The sequence below is a fragment of the Novosphingobium sp. ES2-1 genome, from assembly GCF_015169775.1.
Lineage (GTDB): Bacteria > Pseudomonadota > Alphaproteobacteria > Sphingomonadales > Sphingomonadaceae > Novosphingobium > Novosphingobium subterraneum.
Genome location: NZ_CP063445.1, coordinates 2,221,771 through 2,238,153, shown reverse-complemented (window position 1 = coordinate 2,238,153; position 16,383 = coordinate 2,221,771). Strand labels below are relative to the sequence as shown.

General features: G+C 65.1%; 17 protein-coding genes. 6 read left to right on the top strand and 11 right to left on the bottom strand.

The window, feature by feature from the left end; all coding sequences use genetic code 11:
* Positions 1–4 precede the first annotated feature (4 nt).
* The 6 genes from IM701_RS10835 to IM701_RS10810 all read left to right on the top strand — a co-directional run bounded on the left by IM701_RS10835 (position 5) and on the right by IM701_RS10810 (position 4,324).
* Entirely contained in the window at positions 5–535 is a 531-nt protein-coding gene (locus tag IM701_RS10835) for a hypothetical protein (protein WP_193826953.1), read from the top strand.
* 200 nt (positions 536–735) lie between these two features.
* Positions 736–1,818 (top strand): zinc ribbon domain-containing protein, encoded by a 1,083-nt coding sequence (locus IM701_RS10830; protein WP_230487674.1) that lies wholly within the window; start codon positions 736–738, stop codon positions 1,816–1,818.
* The gene (locus IM701_RS10825; protein WP_193826952.1) at positions 1,815–2,312 is read left to right on the top strand and encodes a DNA-deoxyinosine glycosylase; all 498 of its coding nucleotides are present in this window, start codon (positions 1,815–1,817) and stop codon (positions 2,310–2,312) included. The genes IM701_RS10830 and IM701_RS10825 overlap by 4 nt, the downstream gene beginning before the upstream one ends.
* A gap of 60 nt (positions 2,313–2,372) precedes the next feature.
* The gene (locus IM701_RS10820) at positions 2,373–2,534 is read left to right on the top strand and encodes an LPXTG cell wall anchor domain-containing protein (RefSeq protein WP_156135865.1); all 162 of its coding nucleotides are present in this window, start codon (positions 2,373–2,375) and stop codon (positions 2,532–2,534) included.
* A 90-nt stretch (positions 2,535–2,624) separates the two neighbouring features.
* Complete coding sequence (leuD, locus tag IM701_RS10815) at positions 2,625–3,233, top strand: 3-isopropylmalate dehydratase small subunit (RefSeq protein WP_193826951.1); 609 nt, start codon at positions 2,625–2,627, stop codon at positions 3,231–3,233.
* Between the two features lie 89 nt (positions 3,234–3,322).
* Positions 3,323–4,324: an NADPH:quinone oxidoreductase family protein gene (locus IM701_RS10810; protein WP_193826950.1), complete on the top strand. Its 1,002-nt coding sequence runs from the start codon at positions 3,323–3,325 to the stop codon at positions 4,322–4,324.
* A 51-nt stretch (positions 4,325–4,375) separates the two neighbouring features.
* Here IM701_RS10810 and IM701_RS10805 read toward each other — a convergent pair whose 3' ends face one another.
* The 11 genes from IM701_RS10805 to IM701_RS10755 all read right to left on the bottom strand — a co-directional run bounded on the left by IM701_RS10805 (position 4,376) and on the right by IM701_RS10755 (position 16,378).
* On the bottom strand, positions 4,376–5,035 hold the full coding sequence (locus tag IM701_RS10805; RefSeq protein WP_230487673.1) for a trimeric intracellular cation channel family protein: 660 nt from the start codon (positions 5,033–5,035) through the stop codon (positions 4,376–4,378).
* A gap of 4 nt (positions 5,036–5,039) precedes the next feature.
* Positions 5,040–5,237 (bottom strand): hypothetical protein, encoded by a 198-nt coding sequence (locus IM701_RS10800; RefSeq protein ID WP_039337375.1) that lies wholly within the window; start codon positions 5,235–5,237, stop codon positions 5,040–5,042.
* A gap of 65 nt (positions 5,238–5,302) precedes the next feature.
* Positions 5,303–5,998: a spermidine synthase gene (locus IM701_RS10795; RefSeq protein ID WP_193828426.1), complete on the bottom strand. Its 696-nt coding sequence runs from the start codon at positions 5,996–5,998 to the stop codon at positions 5,303–5,305.
* A gap of 54 nt (positions 5,999–6,052) precedes the next feature.
* Complete coding sequence (locus IM701_RS10790; protein ID WP_039337378.1) at positions 6,053–6,388, bottom strand: DUF6481 family protein; 336 nt, start codon at positions 6,386–6,388, stop codon at positions 6,053–6,055.
* A gap of 143 nt (positions 6,389–6,531) precedes the next feature.
* Positions 6,532–7,932: a dihydrolipoyl dehydrogenase gene (gene lpdA / locus IM701_RS10785; protein ID WP_193826949.1), complete on the bottom strand. Its 1,401-nt coding sequence runs from the start codon at positions 7,930–7,932 to the stop codon at positions 6,532–6,534.
* Positions 7,933–8,012: 80 nt separating this feature from the next.
* Positions 8,013–9,257, bottom strand: a complete 1,245-nt coding sequence (gene odhB, locus IM701_RS10780; RefSeq protein ID WP_193826948.1) for a 2-oxoglutarate dehydrogenase complex dihydrolipoyllysine-residue succinyltransferase — start codon at positions 9,255–9,257, stop codon at positions 8,013–8,015.
* 28 nt (positions 9,258–9,285) lie between these two features.
* Positions 9,286–12,138, bottom strand: coding sequence for a 2-oxoglutarate dehydrogenase E1 component (locus IM701_RS10775; protein WP_193826947.1), 2,853 nt, complete (start codon positions 12,136–12,138; stop codon positions 9,286–9,288).
* Positions 12,139–12,356: 218 nt separating this feature from the next.
* A complete protein-coding gene (sucD, locus tag IM701_RS10770; protein WP_062343955.1) occupies positions 12,357–13,241 on the bottom strand; it encodes a succinate--CoA ligase subunit alpha in 885 nt (294 codons plus the stop codon).
* A 117-nt stretch (positions 13,242–13,358) separates the two neighbouring features.
* Positions 13,359–14,321, bottom strand: a complete 963-nt coding sequence (gene mdh / locus IM701_RS10765; RefSeq protein WP_039337385.1) for a malate dehydrogenase — start codon at positions 14,319–14,321, stop codon at positions 13,359–13,361.
* A gap of 326 nt (positions 14,322–14,647) precedes the next feature.
* Complete coding sequence (locus tag IM701_RS10760) at positions 14,648–14,947, bottom strand: hypothetical protein (protein ID WP_039337386.1); 300 nt, start codon at positions 14,945–14,947, stop codon at positions 14,648–14,650.
* Between the two features lie 258 nt (positions 14,948–15,205).
* Positions 15,206–16,378: a cell wall hydrolase gene (locus IM701_RS10755; RefSeq protein WP_193826946.1), complete on the bottom strand. Its 1,173-nt coding sequence runs from the start codon at positions 16,376–16,378 to the stop codon at positions 15,206–15,208.
* Positions 16,379–16,383: the final 5 nt, after the last annotated feature.

Below are 16,383 nucleotides of genomic sequence, written 5' to 3'. Positions count from 1 at the left end.
GCCCGTGGCAGGCCTTCCGACAGCCGCGCTCCAGCTCGCCGGGTTCCTCATGGCCCACGCGTTCTGGACGGCGTCGGACCTGCCGCCCGGCGGCCATTACCAGCCGCAATCGCTGTGCATACGCGCCGATGGCAGCCGCCAGCTCCAGACCTTCGACGGCGCCAGCCCCAGGGATCAGGACGCTGCCGCCCGGGCCTTCATCGGTGGCGGTGCAGCCCAGTGGCCCGATTGCGCCATTGCCCGGCAGGTCAAGGTCGACACGCCCACGGGCGAAGTCGATGCCCTGGTGATAGACGTCGTCCAGTACGGCGGCAGCGTGATGACCGTCGTGCAGGCCTTCCGTCCCGGCCCGCAGGACTTCCGCTTGCTGGGTGACGAACTCATGCTCGGCGATAACGGCCCGCTCCCGCCGCTCCCCGCCGCCCAGGCCGCCGCCGCCATGCGCGAAGGCGCGCTCGATCACACCGGCCTCGGCGACAAGTGGCAGCAATGGGAAGCAGGGCGCGACCCGGTGAGCCCGCTGGTCCAGAAGTAACCACGCCATCGCCCCAATCATGAGCCCGTCACCCTGAACTTGTTTCAGGGTCCATCTCTCCCCACGAACGGACCGTGGTTGCCGAAAGATGGATGCTGAAACAAGTTCAGCATGACATCGTGTTGTAACGCAATCCTGCGCCCAATTTACATCGCCCCGCTCGAAGCTTAGCCTCACTCCAAACCAAGGAGGGGTGATCCATGGACATGATCAAGGGCGTGCGCGTGCCGGAACGCGTCTATCGCGGCGTGCTTTGGGCCGTTTCCATCGTCTTCGCCGGCTTCATCATCGGCTTTGGCAACCTCGTCATCGGCGATCTGCCGATGGTCGAAGGCCAGGTCTACACCGCGCCCGCTGATGACACTCCGGCCATTCGCGCGGTGCGCGACGAGATTCGCAGGATTGGCGACAGCAAGACCGCCATCGACGACAAGCTCGAGATACAGCGCCTCCAGCTCGAACAGGCGCAGCGTGCCTCGGGCACCGCGAACGAGACGTTCAAGGCCTGGATCGCCGCCCGTACCGCCACGACCAATCCGGCGCAGGACCCTGAAGTCCTCGCCCGCACCCGCGAACTTGAGCAGCTCAAGGCCAACGAACGCAGCATCCAGCAGGCAATCGCCAATCTCGAGAATGAGCGCGCCCCGCTTGACCAGCGCGAAAGCACGCTGCGGCTGCGCGAAAACCAGCTGATCTCCGACGCCATTCCGGCGCAGGAGCGCGCGATGTTCTGGCAGGAACTGCGGGTCTTCGGCCTGCGGCTGCTCATCACCCTGCCGATGCTGGCGGTCGCCGCGTGGATGGTGGTGAAGAAGCGCAAGAGCGATCACTGGCCACTGATGCGCGGCTTCGTCCTCGCTGCAGTCTTCGTGTTCTTCGTGGAACTCGTGCCCTACCTGCCCAGCTACGGCGGCTACATCCGTTACGCCGTGGGCATCGTCCTGACCTTCGCGGCGGGTCACTTCCTGATCAAGAACATGCGGGCCTATCTTGCCCACCGTCAGGAAGTGGAGGCGCAAGCCGAGAAGGAGCGCCGCGCCCGCGTCAGCCATGACGAGGCCTTCAAGAAAATGGCCGCGAAGGTCTGCCCCGGCTGTGATCGCCCGATTTCGACCACCGGCGATGCCGAAGCCAACTTCTGCGTTCACTGTGGCATGACCCTGTTCGACCACTGCCACAGCTGCAACACCCGCAAGATGGCCTTCTTCCGCTTCTGCATGACGTGCGGCACGCCTGCGAAGGATGAGGTGGCCAGGAACGACCTCACTCCAGCGCCCGCGTGACCGACCGCAAGTCGTCCTTCGCGCCCGTTGCCGATCCACACACGCGGGTGCTTATCCTTGGAAGTCTCCCGGGTGAAGCCAGCCTCGCCGCCGCGCGCTACTATGCCAACCCGCGCAACCAGTTCTGGCGGTTGGTCGGAGCGGTGATCGACGTCGATCTTGTCGCGCAGGACTATGAAAGCCGCCTCGAAACCCTGCTCGCACATCGCATCGGCCTGTGGGATTCGATCGGGTCGGCCACGCGTTCGGGCAGCCTCGATACCGCCATTCGCGATGTCGCGCCCAATGCGCTGGCCGCTCTAGCCGCCTCGCTCTCGCATCTGCGATGTATCGCCTTCAACGGTGCCAAGTCCGCCAGCGTCGGCACGCCGCAACTGGTCGGGGCCGGGGCATTCGCGCTCCTGCGCCTGCCTTCCAGCAGCCCGGCCCATGCCTCGCTCACCTTCGAGGCAAAGCTTGGCGAGTGGACGAAGCTGCGGAAATTCCTCGCCTGAGCCTTGCAATCGCAGAACGCCCGGCCAATCTTGGCGTCACGTTTCAAGGAGTTCTCAAGCGTGACCAAGAAGACGGACTGGACCGGCAAGGCAGCCATGGCGGGCGCGGCAATCGGCTCGGCAGCACTCGCCGCCGCCTTGCTCTATGCGTCGCGCCGCAAGGAACGGGCCGAAAAGACCGAACCCAAGGCCCCGCCCGCCGACGCACCCGAGACCGACTGATTTCGGAATGTCCGCCACGCAATAATCTTGCGCCAAAGCTCCCCCAAAACGGGCATTGCATCACCTAACGCGCAAGCTATAGCGACGGTCATGGAACCGGTGAACCAGATCGAAGGACGGGCCATCCCGTTCGGCCGCAAGAACGTCGATACCGACGTGATCATCCCTGCCAAGTGGCTCAAGACGATCACCCGTCAGGGCCTCGGCAAGGGTGCGTTCGAGGCCTTGCGCGCAGATCCTGACAACATCTTCGACAGCGCGGAATTTTCCGGCTCGCCGATCCTGATTGCCGGCGACAACTTCGGCTGCGGCTCCAGCCGTGAACACGCCGCCTGGGCCTTGGGTGACATGGGCATCAAGGCCGTGATCGCACCTTCGTTCTCCGACATCTTCTCGGGCAACGCCTTCAAGAACGGCATTCTCACCGTCGTCCTGCCGCAGGAAGCGATCGACCGTCTGATGGAAGTCGCGCAGACCGATCCCGTCTCGATCGATCTTGAAACCCAGACCGTGACGACCCCTTTCCAGGACCGCTTCACCTTCGAGATCGACCCGTTCCGCAAGCACTGCCTGCTCAATGGCCTGGACGAAGTCGGCCTGACGATGGCGCGTGGGGACGCTATCTCCACGCACGAGGCGAAGATGCGCGACAGCCTGCCCTTCCTGGCACGCGGCACGGATGCCGTAGCGGCAGCTTAATCGTACGCTTAACAGGGCTTCCCAAGCCGCGCAAAACTTGCTTCCCTGATGCGGAGCGGATCGAATCCGCAACTATTGGGAGAAGTTGAATGAAGGCTCTGCGCACCCACGCCGCGGGCGGCCCTGAAACGCTGGTCATGGACGAATTGCCCGATCCCGTGCCGGGCAAGGGCGAAGTGCTGGTGCGGGTCCACGCCTGCTCGATCAATTTCCCCGACACGCTGATGATCCGCGATCTCTACCAGTTCAGGCCCGAGCGTCCCTATGCGCCCGGCAGCGAACTGGCTGGTGAGATCGAGGCGCTGGGCGAGGGCGTCACCGGCTGGAACGTCGGCGATCGCGTGATCGCGATGATCGGTAACGGTGGCCTTGCCGAAAAGGTCGTTGCTCCGGTCGCGCGCCTGTTCCCGCTGCCTGATGGCGTCGACTACGCCACCGGGGCATCTCTGCTGATGACTTACGGCACCACCATCCACGGCCTCAAGGATCGCGGACACATCAAGGCTGGCGATACGGTTCTCGTGCTCGGCGCTGCGGGCGGTGTCGGACTTTCGGCAGTCGAACTCGCCAAGGCCTTCGGCGCCCGCGTGATCGCCGCCGTTTCCAGCGAAGAGAAGGCACAGGTCGCGCGCGATGCAGGCGCAGACGACGTCGTGATCTATGGCCGTCCGCCCTTCGACAAGGCCCAATCCAAGGCACTGGCCGAGCAATTCAAGGCAGCCTGCGGCCCCGACGGCGCGGATATCGTCTACGATATCGTCGGCGGCGACTATTCCGAACCGGCCCTGCGCGCGATTGCCTGGGAAGGCCGTTTCCTCGTCGTTGGTTTCCCCGCCGGCATCGCCAGGCTCCCGCTGAACCTGACGCTGCTGAAGTCCTGCGACGTCTGTGGCGTTTTCTGGGGGGCGTGGACGGCCCGCGAACCCGCCGCCTTCAAGGCGGAGGTCGAGGAACTCTTCGCGCTGCTCAAGGCGGGCAAGATCAACCCCCGCGTCTCCCAGCGCTACACGCTCGATCAGGGGCGCGAAGCCATCGCCCTCCTCGAAAACCGCCAGGCCATGGGCAAGGTCGTCGTCGAAATGATCGGCTGACAATCTGTTTTCTCCCCTCCCGCATGCGGGAGGGGTTGGGGCTGTGCCTGCTCAGCCCTCGCGCTCGCCCGAGGAATAGACCGGCAAACCCAGCTTCCACCAGATCGCCGCCCCCCTCAGTGCGAACCCGGCCAGCGCAGCCAGCGGCCAGACCATCCCTCTTTCCAGCCCGAGTACTGCCCCCCCTGCGCAAATGCCTGCAGACAGGGCCGCGGCCGTCACATAAAGCTCGGGTCGCATCAGGATGGAGGGTCTGCCTGCCAGCACGTCGCGGATGATCCCCCCGACGCAGCCGGTAATCACCCCCATCAGCACCGCTGGCACCGGAGTCACGCCAAAGGCCAGCGCCTTCGCCGTCCCCAGCACCGCATAGGCGCCGAGCCCTGCCGCGTCGGCCCATTCCAGAACCGGCCAATTTCCGACTGGTTGCACCCACCAGCGGTGCGGCGTGAACCACGCCACCAGCGCCACGCCAAGGCACACCGGCGCCACCCACGGATCGCGCACCCAGAAGACAGGCGCGCCGATCAGCAGATCGCGCACAGATCCGCCGCCCACGCCTGTCACCAGCGCGAAGAACGCCATCGTCACGAACGTCTGTCGCAACTGCGCCGCCAGCAGCGCTCCCGTCAGCGCGAACACGGCGATGCCAACGAGATCCAGCAGCCCAATGAGGGCAGAAAGGTCTGCTGTGGGCAGAGCGGTGGGCACGGGCTCAGTTGCCCAGCAGCGCTTCCAGTTTGCCCTTCAGCGCCTGGATGCGTTCGGCTGCTTCGGTGAAGGTCTTGACGTCCTCGCGGTTGTTGTTGCCGCGCGCTTCCTTCGCCGCTTCGACATAGCCCTCAAGATCGGCTTCGAGCGCATCGATCAGGATTTCGGTCTCGTCTTCGGTCAGGGTCAGCTTGATGGCCATCGTGGCACTCCTTCGATTCAAACCCTGCGGTTACCGTCAGCAGCCGCAGGGCACAAACAAAAGGTTCAGGCTTTCGTCGCGAAGAAGATCACGTGGTGCAGCGGCTTGCGCCCTTCGCGCGGTTCTTCTCCCGCATCGACGCTGGCCACGTCGACGGTAAATCCCGCGTGCTCCAGCAACTCGACGAAAGCCGGGTCCTGAAATGCCGACCACACCGCCAGAATTCCGCCCGGCCGCAAGGCCCGCGCAGCTGCCTGCAGCCCGTCGGGCGAATAGAGCCAGCCGTTGAGCGCCCGGGTCAGCCCTTCGGGGCCATTGTCGACATCGAGCAGGATCGTGTCATAGGCGTTGCGCGCTGCATCGATCAGCATGGCAACGTCGTCATGGACCAGTTGCACGCGGCTATCGTCAAGGCACCCGGCGGTCAGCACCGCCATCGGCCCGCGCGCCCACTTCACGATCTCGGGCACGATCTCGGCCACGGTGACGTGTGCCGTCTCGTCCAGCACTTCCAGCGCCGCCCGCAGCGTGAAGCCCAGGCCATAGCCACCGATCAGCATCTGCAGGTTTGAACGTCCTGCCAGCCGTGCGCAGGTCATTTCCGCCAGTTGCACTTCCGAAGCGCAAACGTCAGTGCTCATCAGCTCGTTACGGTCTAGCAGGATGACGAAGTCCTCGCCGTTCCGCACCAGCCGCAGCCGCGCGCCATCCGGCACGCAACACGTGTCGATCAATTCGTCACCGTCTTCGAGCTCCCACATCGGGGGAGGGGCTACAGGCGAGGTTCCTTGAACCGGGAGGGTGGCGTCCAACGCCTACTTCTTCCGCGCCTTGCGGGCGGCATAGCGGGCATCGCGGGCCGCCTTCTGCGCGGCTTCCAGCTCTTCCTTGCTCGGTGGAGGCGGCACGTTGGCCTTCTCGGCCGCGATCCGCGCCTTTTCCGCCTTCTCTTCCTCGCGCTTCAGGCGGGCCGCCTCGCGCTTTTCGGCCTCGGCCTTCTCCTTGGCCTCGGCGCGGGCAAGCTTCTCGGCCAGCACCGCCGGGTCTACCGGAGCCTTCGCCTTGGCCTTCAGCGCCTCGATAGCCTTGGCGCGTGCCTCGGCCGAAGCGTTACGGCGGTCGCCGAGACCGGGTTCCTTGTATCCTGCCATGATATTCGTCTGCTTTCTCAATTCTTGCTTGGCCGCTAGCAGCGCAGGCCAAGGATGTCACGCTGCAACGCCGCAGTCGTTCCCGGCAAACGAAAAGGGCCGCCCCGAAGGACGGCCCCGTTCATCAACATGACCCGGCGCGATCACATGTGGATCGGCTTGCCCGTCACGGCCATCGCCGCTTCCTTCAGCGCTTCCGAATGGGTCGGGTGCGCGTGGCAGGTATAGGCGATGTCCTCGCTGGTCGCACCAAACTCCATCGCCTGCGCGGCCTGCGCGATCATCGTGCCGGCAACCGAGGCGATGCACCATACGCCCAGCACGCGGTCCGTCTTGGCGTCCGAGATGACCTTCACGAAGCCGTCCGGCTCGTGGTTGGTCTTGGCACGGCTGTTGGCGAGCATCGGGAACTTGCCGACCTTTATCTCGCCCTTTTCCTTCGCCGCCTCTTCCGTGAGCCCCACGCCCGCGAACTCCGGCATGGTGTAGACCACGCCCGGGATCACGTCGTGGTTCACGATGCCCGTGAGCCCGGCAATGTTCTCGGCCACGGCAATGCCTTCGTCCTCGGCCTTGTGCGCCAGCATCGGACCGGGGATCACGTCGCCCACGGCCCATACGCCCGGAACCTTGGTGGCAAAGTCGTGGTCGGTCTCGATCTGGCCGCGCGCGTTCAGCTCCAGCCCAATCTTGTCGAGGCCGAGGCCATCGACATTGGGACGGCGCCCGATTGCCACCAGCACGCAGTCGGCCTCGATGGTCGCCGCCTCGCCACCCTTTGCAGGCTCGACTGTCAGCGTGGCCTTTCCGCCTTCCACTGCAACGCCGGTCACCTTCGTGCCGAGCTTGATGTCCATGCCCTGCTTCTTGAAGATCTTGGCCGCTTCCTTGCGCACGTCGCCGTCCATGCCGGGCAGCAACTGGTCGAGGAATTCGACGACCGTGACCTTCGCGCCAAGGCGGCGCCACACCGAACCAAGCTCGAGCCCGATCACGCCGCCACCGATGACCACCATGTGGTTCGGTACGCGGTTCAGCGCCAGTGCACCGGTGCTGTCGACAATCACGCCCGCATCGTTGTCCACTGTCACGCCCGGCAGTGGCGTCACGCTCGAACCGGTGGCGATCACGATGTTCTTCGCGGTCACCTTCTGGCCCGCCACGGTCACGCTGTGCGCGTCCTCGAACGTGGCGTAGCCCTTGAGCCAGGTCACCTTGTTCTTCTTGAACAGAAACTCGATGCCGCCGGTGAGGCCCTTGACCGAATCCGCCTTCTGCGCCTGCATCGCATCCAGATCCAGCTCGACAGCGCCGGTCTTGATCCCATAGCTGGCGAACGTGCCGTTCTTCGCCTCGTCGAATTTCTCCGACCCGTGCAGCAGCGCCTTCGACGGAATGCACCCGACGTTGAGGCAGGTCCCGCCCAGCGTCTCGCGCCCTTCGGCGCAAGCGGTCTTCAGCCCCAGCTGCGCCGCGCGGATCGCCGCGACGTAACCGCCGGGGCCACCACCGATGACAAGGACGTCGTAATCGTATTCAGCCATTTTCGGCCTCCGTTGCGCGGTCATGCTTCGACAAGCTCAGCATGATCGGCGTCAGAATCAAGTCAGTCGCGAAACATCAATCACAGATCGATCAGCAGCCGCGTCGGATCCTCGATCGCTTCCTTGATCGTCTTGAGCGCGGTCACCGCCTCGCGACCGTCGATGATACGGTGGTCGTAAGACAGGGCGATGTACATCATCGGGCGCACCACGATCTCGCCATTGCGGACCACCGGGCGGTCCTCGATGCGGTGCAGGCCGAGCACGGCGGACTGCGGCGGGTTGATGATCGGGGTCGACATCAGACCGCCGAACACGCCGCCGTTCGAGATGGTGAAGGTGCCGCCCGCCATGTCCGCCATGGTCAGCGTGCCGTCGCGCGCCGCCTTGCCGTAGCCCGCGATCGACTTCTCGATGTCGGCAAAGCTCAGCTTGTCGACATCGCGCACCACCGGCACGACCAGCCCGTTCGGAGCCGAAACCGCGACCGAGATGTCGACATAGTCGAAGTAGACGATCTCATCGCCCTGGATCTGTGCGTTGACCGAAGGGATGTCCTTCAGCGCCAGCACCGAGGCCTTGGCGAAGAACGACATGAGGCCGAGCTTCACGCCGTGCTTCTTCTCGAACACGTCCTTGTACTTGGCGCGCGCTTCCATCACCGCGCTCATGTCCACGTCGTTGAACGTGGTCAGCAGGGCGGCGGTTTCCTGCGCGCTCTTCAGGCGCTTGGCAATGGTCTGGCGAAGGCGGGTCATCTTGACGCGTTCTTCGTTGCGACCACCGGAAACTGCAGCCGCTGGTGCTGCCGCAGGAGCCGAAACGGCCGGTGCGGGCGAGGCCTGCTTGGCCGCAGCCGCTGCCATCACGTCTTCCTTGGTCAGGCGCCCGTCCTTGCCGGTGCCCTTCACGGTCGAGGGGTCGATGCCGTATTCCAGCACCGCGCGGCGCACTGCCGGCGAAAGTGCAGCAGCATCGCCCGATGGCGCAGCAGCAGCGATCGGGGCAGCAGGCGCTTCCGAGGCCGAAGCGGGCGGAACCGGCGCTTCGGTGCGCGGGGCAGGGGCCTGTGCGCCCGCAGCCGCCACGCTGTCCTCGATCAGCGCCAGCAGCGCGCCGACGTTCACCGTATCGCCCTCGTTGGCCACCAGCGCGCCAAGCACGCCTGCCGCCGGAGCCGGAACCTCGACCGCGACCTTGTCGGTCTCGAGGCTGACGATCGGCTCGTCCAGCGCCACGGCTTCACCCGGCTTCTTCAGCCACTGGCCAACGGTTGCTTCGCTGACGCTTTCACCCAGCGTCGGAACCTTCACTTCAATCGACATAATTCACGTTCCTCGGGGAGAAGGAAAATCAGTGCTTCTTTTGGCGGCGGATCTCGCCACGAACCGAAAGGCCCAGCGCATCGGCCACCAGCGCGCCCTGCTCGCTGGTGTGACGGCTGGCGAGACCCGTGGCGGGCGATGCCGCTGCGGCACGGCCTGCATAACGGGCACGGGCAACCTTGCTCTTGGCAGCCTTGAGCGCGTCCTCGATCATGGGCTCGACGAAGAACCACGAACCGTTGTTGCGCGGCTCTTCCTGGCACCACACCACTTCCTCGAGGTTGGTCATGCGCGAAAGGCGCAAGGCCAGCGGCTCGCCGGGGAAGGGATAGAGCTGTTCGAGGCGGATGATCTGCGTGTCGGTGATTCCGGCGGAGTCGCGCGCTTCGATCAGGTCATAGGCGACCTTGCCCGAACACAGGATGACCTTGCGGGTGTCCTTGTCGGCTGCCGGGTTGATGTCCGACAGGATGCGCATGAAGTGCCCGTCGCCGATGAAGTCCGAAGCGACCGACTTTGCCAGCGGATGGCGCAGCAGGCTCTTGGGCGTCATGATGATCAGCGGCTTGCGGAACGGACGGTGCATCTGCCGGCGCAGCACGTGGAAGTAGTTGGCCGGCGTGGTGATGTTGCACACCTGGATGTTGTCTTCGGCGCAAAGCTGCAGATAACGCTCCATGCGCGCCGACGAGTGCTCCGGACCCTGGCCTTCGTACCCGTGCGGCAGCAGCATCACGAGGCCGTTGGCGCGCAGCCACTTGGCTTCGGATGCGGCGATGTACTGGTCGATCACGATCTGCGCACCGTTGGCAAAGTCGCCGAACTGCGCTTCCCACAGCACGAGGCTCTTGGGGTCGGCGCTGGCATAGCCATACTCGAAGCCGAGCACGCCATATTCCGAAAGCGTCGAATCCAGCACTTCGAACGAGCCGTGCGGCAGCGTCTTCAGCGGAACGTACTTGCGCTCGTCCTTCTGGTCCACCCACACCGCGTGGCGCTGGCTGAAGGTCCCGCGGCCGCAGTCCTGCCCCGAAAGGCGCACGCCATAGCCCTCGGAGACGAGGCTGCCGAATGCCAGTGCCTCACCAGTCGCCCAGTCGAAGCCCTGGCCCGAGCTGAACATCTCGCGCTTTGCATCAATCACGCGTGAGAGCGTCTTGTGGACCGTGAGGTCCTCAGGAACGGTCGTCAGCGTGCGGCCGAGGCTGTCAAACAGCTTCTGGTCGATGCCGGTTGCCACGTTGCGGCGCGCGGTCACAGGATCGGCCGGCTTGTTCAGGCCCGACCAGCGTCCGCCGAACCAGTCGGCTTCGTTGGCCTTGTAGCCCTTGGCCGCCTCGAACTCGGTCTCGAGCGTCGCCACGAAGTGGCTTTCGATCTCGCCCTTGTAGTTGGCGTCGATCACGCCTTCGGCGACCAGGCGCTTGGCATAGATGTCGCTCACGCCCGGATGCTGGCGGATCTTCGCGTACATCAGCGGCTGCGTGAATGAAGGCTCGTCACCCTCGTTGTGGCCGAAGCGGCGATAGCACCACATGTCGACGACGATGTCGCGGCCGAACTTCTGGCGGTAGTCGATTGCCAGCTTGCAGGCGAAGGTCACCGCTTCCGGATCGTCGCCGTTCACGTGCAGGATCGGAGCCTGCACGCCCTTGGCCACGTCCGACGGGTACGGGGACCCGCGCGAGAACTGTGGGCTCGTGGTGAAGCCGATCTGGTTGTTGATGATGAAGTGGATGCAGCCGCCCGTATTGTAGCCGCGCACGCCCGAAAGGCCGAAGCACTCCCACACGATGCCCTGACCTGCAAAGGCTGCGTCACCATGGATCAGGACGGGCAGCACCTGCTTGTGGCGGGCATTGGGCCCCACATCGTCGCCGATGTCGTCGCGGAACACCTGCTGCGCACGCACCTTGCCGAGCACGATCGGATCGACCGTTTCAAGGTGCGAGGGGTTCGGCACAAGGCTCATGTGAACCTTGGTCCCGTCAAACTCGCGGTCGGTCGAGGTGCCAAGGTGGTACTTCACGTCGCCCGAACCGCCGACGTCCTCCGGGTTGGCCGAACCCCCTGAGAACTCGTGGAAGATCACGCGATAGGGCTTGGCCATCACGTTGGCGAGCACGTTGAGCCGGCCGCGGTGGGCCATCCCGTAGACGATTTCCTTGACGCCCAGCTGGCCGCCGTACTTGATCACCGCTTCCAGCGCCGGGATCATCGATTCCCCGCCGTCCAGGCCGAAACGCTTCGTGCCGACGTACTTCTTGCCCAGGAACTTCTCGTACTGCTCGCCACGCACGACGGCAGCGAGGATCGCCTTCTTGCCTGCAGGCGTGAAGTCGATCGACTTGTCGCCGCCCTCGATGCGGTCCTGGATGAACTTGCGTTCTTCCACGTCGGCGATGTGCATGTATTCGAAGCCGACATGTCCGCAGTAATTCGCACGCAGGATCGCGACGAGTTCCTCAAGCGTCGCCCACTCGAGGCCCAGCACGCCACCGAGATAGATCTTGCGCTTGGCATCGGCGGCCGTGAAGCCGTGATACTCGGGCGAGATGTCGGCCGGGAGCTTCTGACGAGCAAGGCCGAGGGGATCGAGGTCTGCCGCCAGATGACCGCGCACGCGATAGGTGCGGATCAGCGTCATCGCGCGGATCGAATCCATCGCCGCCTGCTGCAGCGCCGCTTCGTCCAGCGCTACGCCGCCCTTCTTGGCCGACTTCTCGATGACGAGTTTCAGCGCCATCGGGTCCATCGCCTGGGTCAGGTCGTCGCCCGCCGCGGCATCGGTGATCGGCCAGCGCTTGTTGGCCCACGAAGGGCCGGGCTGCGGACCTTCCTGTGCCGGATCCACGTCGAAATCGTGCAGTTCAGAACCCATCATCAACTCCTGGTCCCCCCGGGGAGGTTGGGGGCTTCGGACTTCTTCCGCTCCACTGACCGTGGAACCGACCCTTCTGGCGCTCGCCTCGAAAGACTTGCGCAAAAATCCATAACTGAGGCAGGCCGCTTCCGTTGCGGTGTCTACCCTGAAATCTTCAAGCATCCGCCCGGTGGCACCTTACGCAAGGTAACCTATCCGGGCGGTAGCTTTTGGCCTCAGCCCTTCAGCACCTCGGCCAGCGTCTCACCCAGCAGCGAGGGCGAGGCGGAGACCTTGATGCCGGCGGCTTCCATGGCCGCGATCTTGCTTTCAGCATCGCCCTTGCCGCCCGAGACGATGGCGCCGGCATGGCCCATGCGGCGGCCCGGAGGCGCGGTGCGGCCCGCGATGAAGCCGGCCATCGGCTTCTTGCGGCCACGCTTGGCCTCGTCGATCAGGAACTGTGCGGCCTGCTCCTCGGCATCGCCGCCGATCTCGCCGATCATGATGATCGACTTGGTGGCTTCGTCGGCCAGGAACAGTTCGAGCACGTCGATGAAGTTGGTGCCGTTGACCGGGTCGCCGCCGATGCCGACAGCGGTGGTCTGGCCAAGGCCGATGGCCGAGGTCTGGAACACCGCCTCATAGGTCAGCGTGCCCGAGCGCGAGACCACGCCGACCGAGCCTTCCTTGAAGATCGAACCGGGCATGATGCCGATCTTGCACTGGTTGGGCGTCAGCACGCCGGGGCAGTTCGGACCGATCAGGCGGCTCTTCGAACCCGACAGCGCGCGCTTGACCTTGACCATGTCGAGCACGGGCACGCCCTCGGTGATCGCCACGATCAGTTCCATCTCGGCATCGATCGCCTCGAGGATGGCGTCGGCGCAGCCCGAAGGCGGCACGTAGACGCACGAAGCGGTCGCACCGGTGACGGCCTTGGCCTCGGCCACGGTATCGAACTGCGGCAGGCCGATGTGGGTCGTGCCGCCCTTGCCGGGGGTCACGCCGCCAACCATCTGCGTGCCGTAGTCAAGCGCAGCCTGCGTGTGGAAGCTGCCGGTCTTGCCGGTCATCCCCTGCGTGATGACCTTGGTGTTCTTGTCGACGAGAATGGACATCAATCACTTCCGGATATTGCGTCCCCGCGAAGGCGGGGACCTCGGTGTTGTTACGCAACACCTGCGTAAACCGACTGAGGCCCCCGCCTGCGCGGGGGCGCACGTCATCCTACCAAATTAAGCCAGCGAGCTATCGATGCCCTTGCAGGCTTCCAGCAGTTCCTTGACCGCGTCGACCGAGACCTGGAGGTTCGACTTGGCTTCGTCGTCCAGCTCGATCTCGATCACCTGCTCAACGCCGTTCGCGCCGATCAGCACCGGCACGCCAACGTAGAGGCCGTCAACGCCGTACTGGCCATCGACGTAGGCAGCGCAGGGCAGGATGCGCTTCTGGTCATTGAGGTAGGCTTCGGCCATGGCGATGCCCGAAGCGGCCGGGGCGTAGAACGCCGAGCCGGTCTTGAGCAGGCCGACGATCTCGCCGCCGCCCGAACGGGTGCGCTGCACGATCGCGTCGATCTTCTCCTGGGTGGACAGGCCCATCTTGACGAGGTCGGGCACCGGAATGCCGTTGACCGTCGAGTACTGGGTGACGGGCACCATGGTGTCGCCGTGGCCACCAAGCACGAACGTGTTCACGTCGCGGATCGAGACGCCGAATTCCCAGGCGAGGAACGTGCTGAAGCGCGCCGAGTCGAGCACGCCGGCCATGCCGACGACCTTGTTGTGCGGCAGGCCGGAGAATTCGCGCAGCGCCCAGACCATCGCGTCGAGCGGGTTGGTGATGCAGATGACGAAAGCGTCGGGCGCGTTGTCACGGATGCCTTCGCCAACAGCCTTCATCACCTTGAGGTTGATGCCGAGCAGGTCGTCGCGGCTCATGCCCGGCTTGCGGGCAACGCCTGCGGTCACGATGATCACGTCGGCACCGGCAATGTCGGCATAGTCGTTGGTGCCGGTGATCTTGGCGTCGAAGCCTTCGACCGGGCCGCACTGCGAAAGGTCGAGCGCCTTGCCCTGCGGCACGCCTTCGACCACGTCGAACAGGACGATGTCACCCAGTTCCTTCTGGGCGGCGAGGTGGGCCAGCGTGCCCCCGATATTGCCTGCGCCGATAAGCGCGATCTTCTTGCGTGCCATGCTCTACGGTCCTTTCCCGTTCGCGGGGACAAGCATACAAATGCCAGCAGAGCTTTCGCCCAGGTCCCTCCCGTGCCCCGCGAGACAGGAAGGTTCTGGCAGAATGAATCGGGCCCTAGGCCCGCGCGCACACGAATGCAACCGCGAAAACCCGCTATATCCGGGGTTTTTGTGATATCAGTTCGCAATAGCAAAAGGTCTGTTTCCGAGGTGTTGCGCAACCTCGCAATGCAACGTCGGCGGGCAATCTATCCGACCAGCAAAAAGCCCCGGCGTCTCCGCCGGGGCTCCATTTTGTTTTTCCTCTCCGCAAACTCTTGCGCGGATCAGCTGCGCTTGCGCTTCAGGAAGTCACGCGCCATCCGCCGGTCGAGCGTCGCGCAGACCTCGACCCAGAATTCCACGCGGCTCGGCTCGCCGCTGCGTTCGGCAATGACCGCAGCGTCTCGTGCGCGCGCCGCCGCCGAGAAGCCATGGGCGGCAAACAGGCGCAGCGCGGCGTCCAGCGCCTCATCCTGACAGATCGAGCCTGCCCCATTGTCGTTTACCGCCCGCAGGTGCCGCGCCTGGATCCGTCGCGAAAGACAGGGGGAAATGATGCCGTAACGGGGGGCAAATCGCAGCATGGTGCCTCAACTCTCTGACGGCGCCGGGGACAATCGGTGCCGTTCTCCACGACCCCGCCCTAGACCCACCTGCGCTAAGAGTGTGTGTGACGACACGGTAAAGGAACGAATAACCATCCGTCCTGAAACGGTTTTGCGACGAGCGGAATGGAACAGGTCTGCGGAATCCCGAACCCGCTCGTCCTGAGCCTGTCGAAGGACGCAGGCGCAGCATCAGATGTCTCCACAAGCTCAGCATGAGCGGACTTCACCGTCTGCTCAAGCCCCCGGCTGCGCGATCCACTTGTTGGCGTTCTCGTACCCCGGCAGCACCGACCCGCTTCCCGAAACCGGCGCGCTGGTCGCGCCCGCCTTCACCCCCGGCAGCACTTGCGGGCGGACGAGGTTCTGCTGCGCCGCAGCTTGCGGAACCGCCGCCACCGGAGCAAGTGTCGCGGCAGCACCCGGCGCCACGATCCGTCCTTCCTCGAACGCCTTCTCCAGCGCCAGCGGATCGGCGATGTCGACGGGCGAGGGCGTCCATGTGCGCGGATGCGGCGCGGCAATCGGCTCGCCGCCGAGATAGCGCGCGGTGAACGCCGCCGGACGCCCCGCTGCCCCTGCCCAGCGATAGAAGCGATGCGCCCCGATCGTGCCGATGAACGAAAGGCTCGGCGCCCAGTAGGGATGCACCGCCGTCGTATGATAGTGTGTCGCCAGCCCCACCGGCGCGTAGACGTACCCAGCCAGCGCATCGGCGGCCACGCGCCGCGCCCGGTCCCAGAATGCCTTCATCGGCTTGCGCGCCAGCGAGCCATCGCACGCGAACGAGAACTGGCACCCCGGCCGCTCCGACCCCTGGTAGACTACGCCGCACACCGTGTTCGGCCATGCCGGATGCGCCACGCGGTTGAGCACCACTTGCGCCACCGCGCGTTGCCCGCCGTCAGGCTCGCTCGCCGCCTCATAATAGATTGCTGCGGTCAGGCACTGCAGAGCCCGCCAGCGGTCCTCGCTCGACCCGGCCGCCGACACCGGACGGGCCGAGAGGATCTCGGCATCCGAATGGCTCTGGTCCCATTTCGCCTGCGCTTCTGTCGGCGCGATCAGCCCGCTGTCGCTGGTGTCGAGCCAGTAGAACGCCGAGCCCGGAAAGCTGTCACCCCCGCGCTCAAACGGTTGCAGTCCCGCCATCTGCGCGCGCGCGACAGCCGCTTGAACGCCGCCCGGTTCGCCCCACCCGGTCGGCCCGAGCAGCAGACCCAGCACGCCGAACATCGCCACGCCGCCCAGCCGCTGCCGCATAAGCGAAGGCGCGCGCAAGGCGTTACGGATCGAGCGCATATCCCGGCGCCGGATCCGCGCCGCAAAATCGCGCGGACGCTGCTCGCCATAAGCCGTCGCTGCCACGCCGGGCAGTTCGATCGGGCGATAGGCAAGCTCGAGAGGCATGGGGC

Excerpts from the sequence above, each read along its gene's own strand:
- IM701_RS10830 (WP_230487674.1), top strand. The coding sequence starts at position 736 with ATGGACATGATCAAGGGCGTGCGCGTGCCGGAACGCGTCTATCGCGGC.
- leuD (WP_193826951.1), top strand. The coding sequence starts at position 2,625 with ATGGAACCGGTGAACCAGATCGAAGGACGGGCCATCCCGTTCGGCCGC.
- IM701_RS10810 (WP_193826950.1), top strand. The coding sequence starts at position 3,323 with ATGAAGGCTCTGCGCACCCACGCCGCGGGCGGCCCTGAAACGCTGGTC.
- IM701_RS10800 (WP_039337375.1), bottom strand. The coding sequence starts at position 5,237 with ATGGCCATCAAGCTGACCCTGACCGAAGACGAGACCGAAATCCTGATC.
- IM701_RS10795 (WP_193828426.1), bottom strand. The coding sequence starts at position 5,998 with ATGTGGGAGCTCGAAGACGGTGACGAATTGATCGACACGTGTTGCGTG.
- IM701_RS10790 (WP_039337378.1), bottom strand. The coding sequence starts at position 6,388 with ATGGCAGGATACAAGGAACCCGGTCTCGGCGACCGCCGTAACGCTTCG.
- lpdA (WP_193826949.1), bottom strand. The coding sequence starts at position 7,932 with ATGGCTGAATACGATTACGACGTCCTTGTCATCGGTGGTGGCCCCGGC.
- odhB (WP_193826948.1), bottom strand. The coding sequence starts at position 9,257 with ATGTCGATTGAAGTGAAGGTTCCGACGCTGGGTGAAAGCGTCAGCGAA.
- IM701_RS10775 (WP_193826947.1), bottom strand. The coding sequence starts at position 12,138 with ATGGGTTCTGAACTGCACGATTTCGACGTGGATCCGGCACAGGAAGGT.
- sucD (WP_062343955.1), bottom strand. The coding sequence starts at position 13,241 with ATGTCCATTCTCGTCGACAAGAACACCAAGGTCATCACGCAGGGGATG.
- mdh (WP_039337385.1), bottom strand. The coding sequence starts at position 14,321 with ATGGCACGCAAGAAGATCGCGCTTATCGGCGCAGGCAATATCGGGGGC.
- IM701_RS10760 (WP_039337386.1), bottom strand. The coding sequence starts at position 14,947 with ATGCTGCGATTTGCCCCCCGTTACGGCATCATTTCCCCCTGTCTTTCG.
- IM701_RS10755 (WP_193826946.1), bottom strand. The coding sequence starts at position 16,378 with ATGCCTCTCGAGCTTGCCTATCGCCCGATCGAACTGCCCGGCGTGGCA.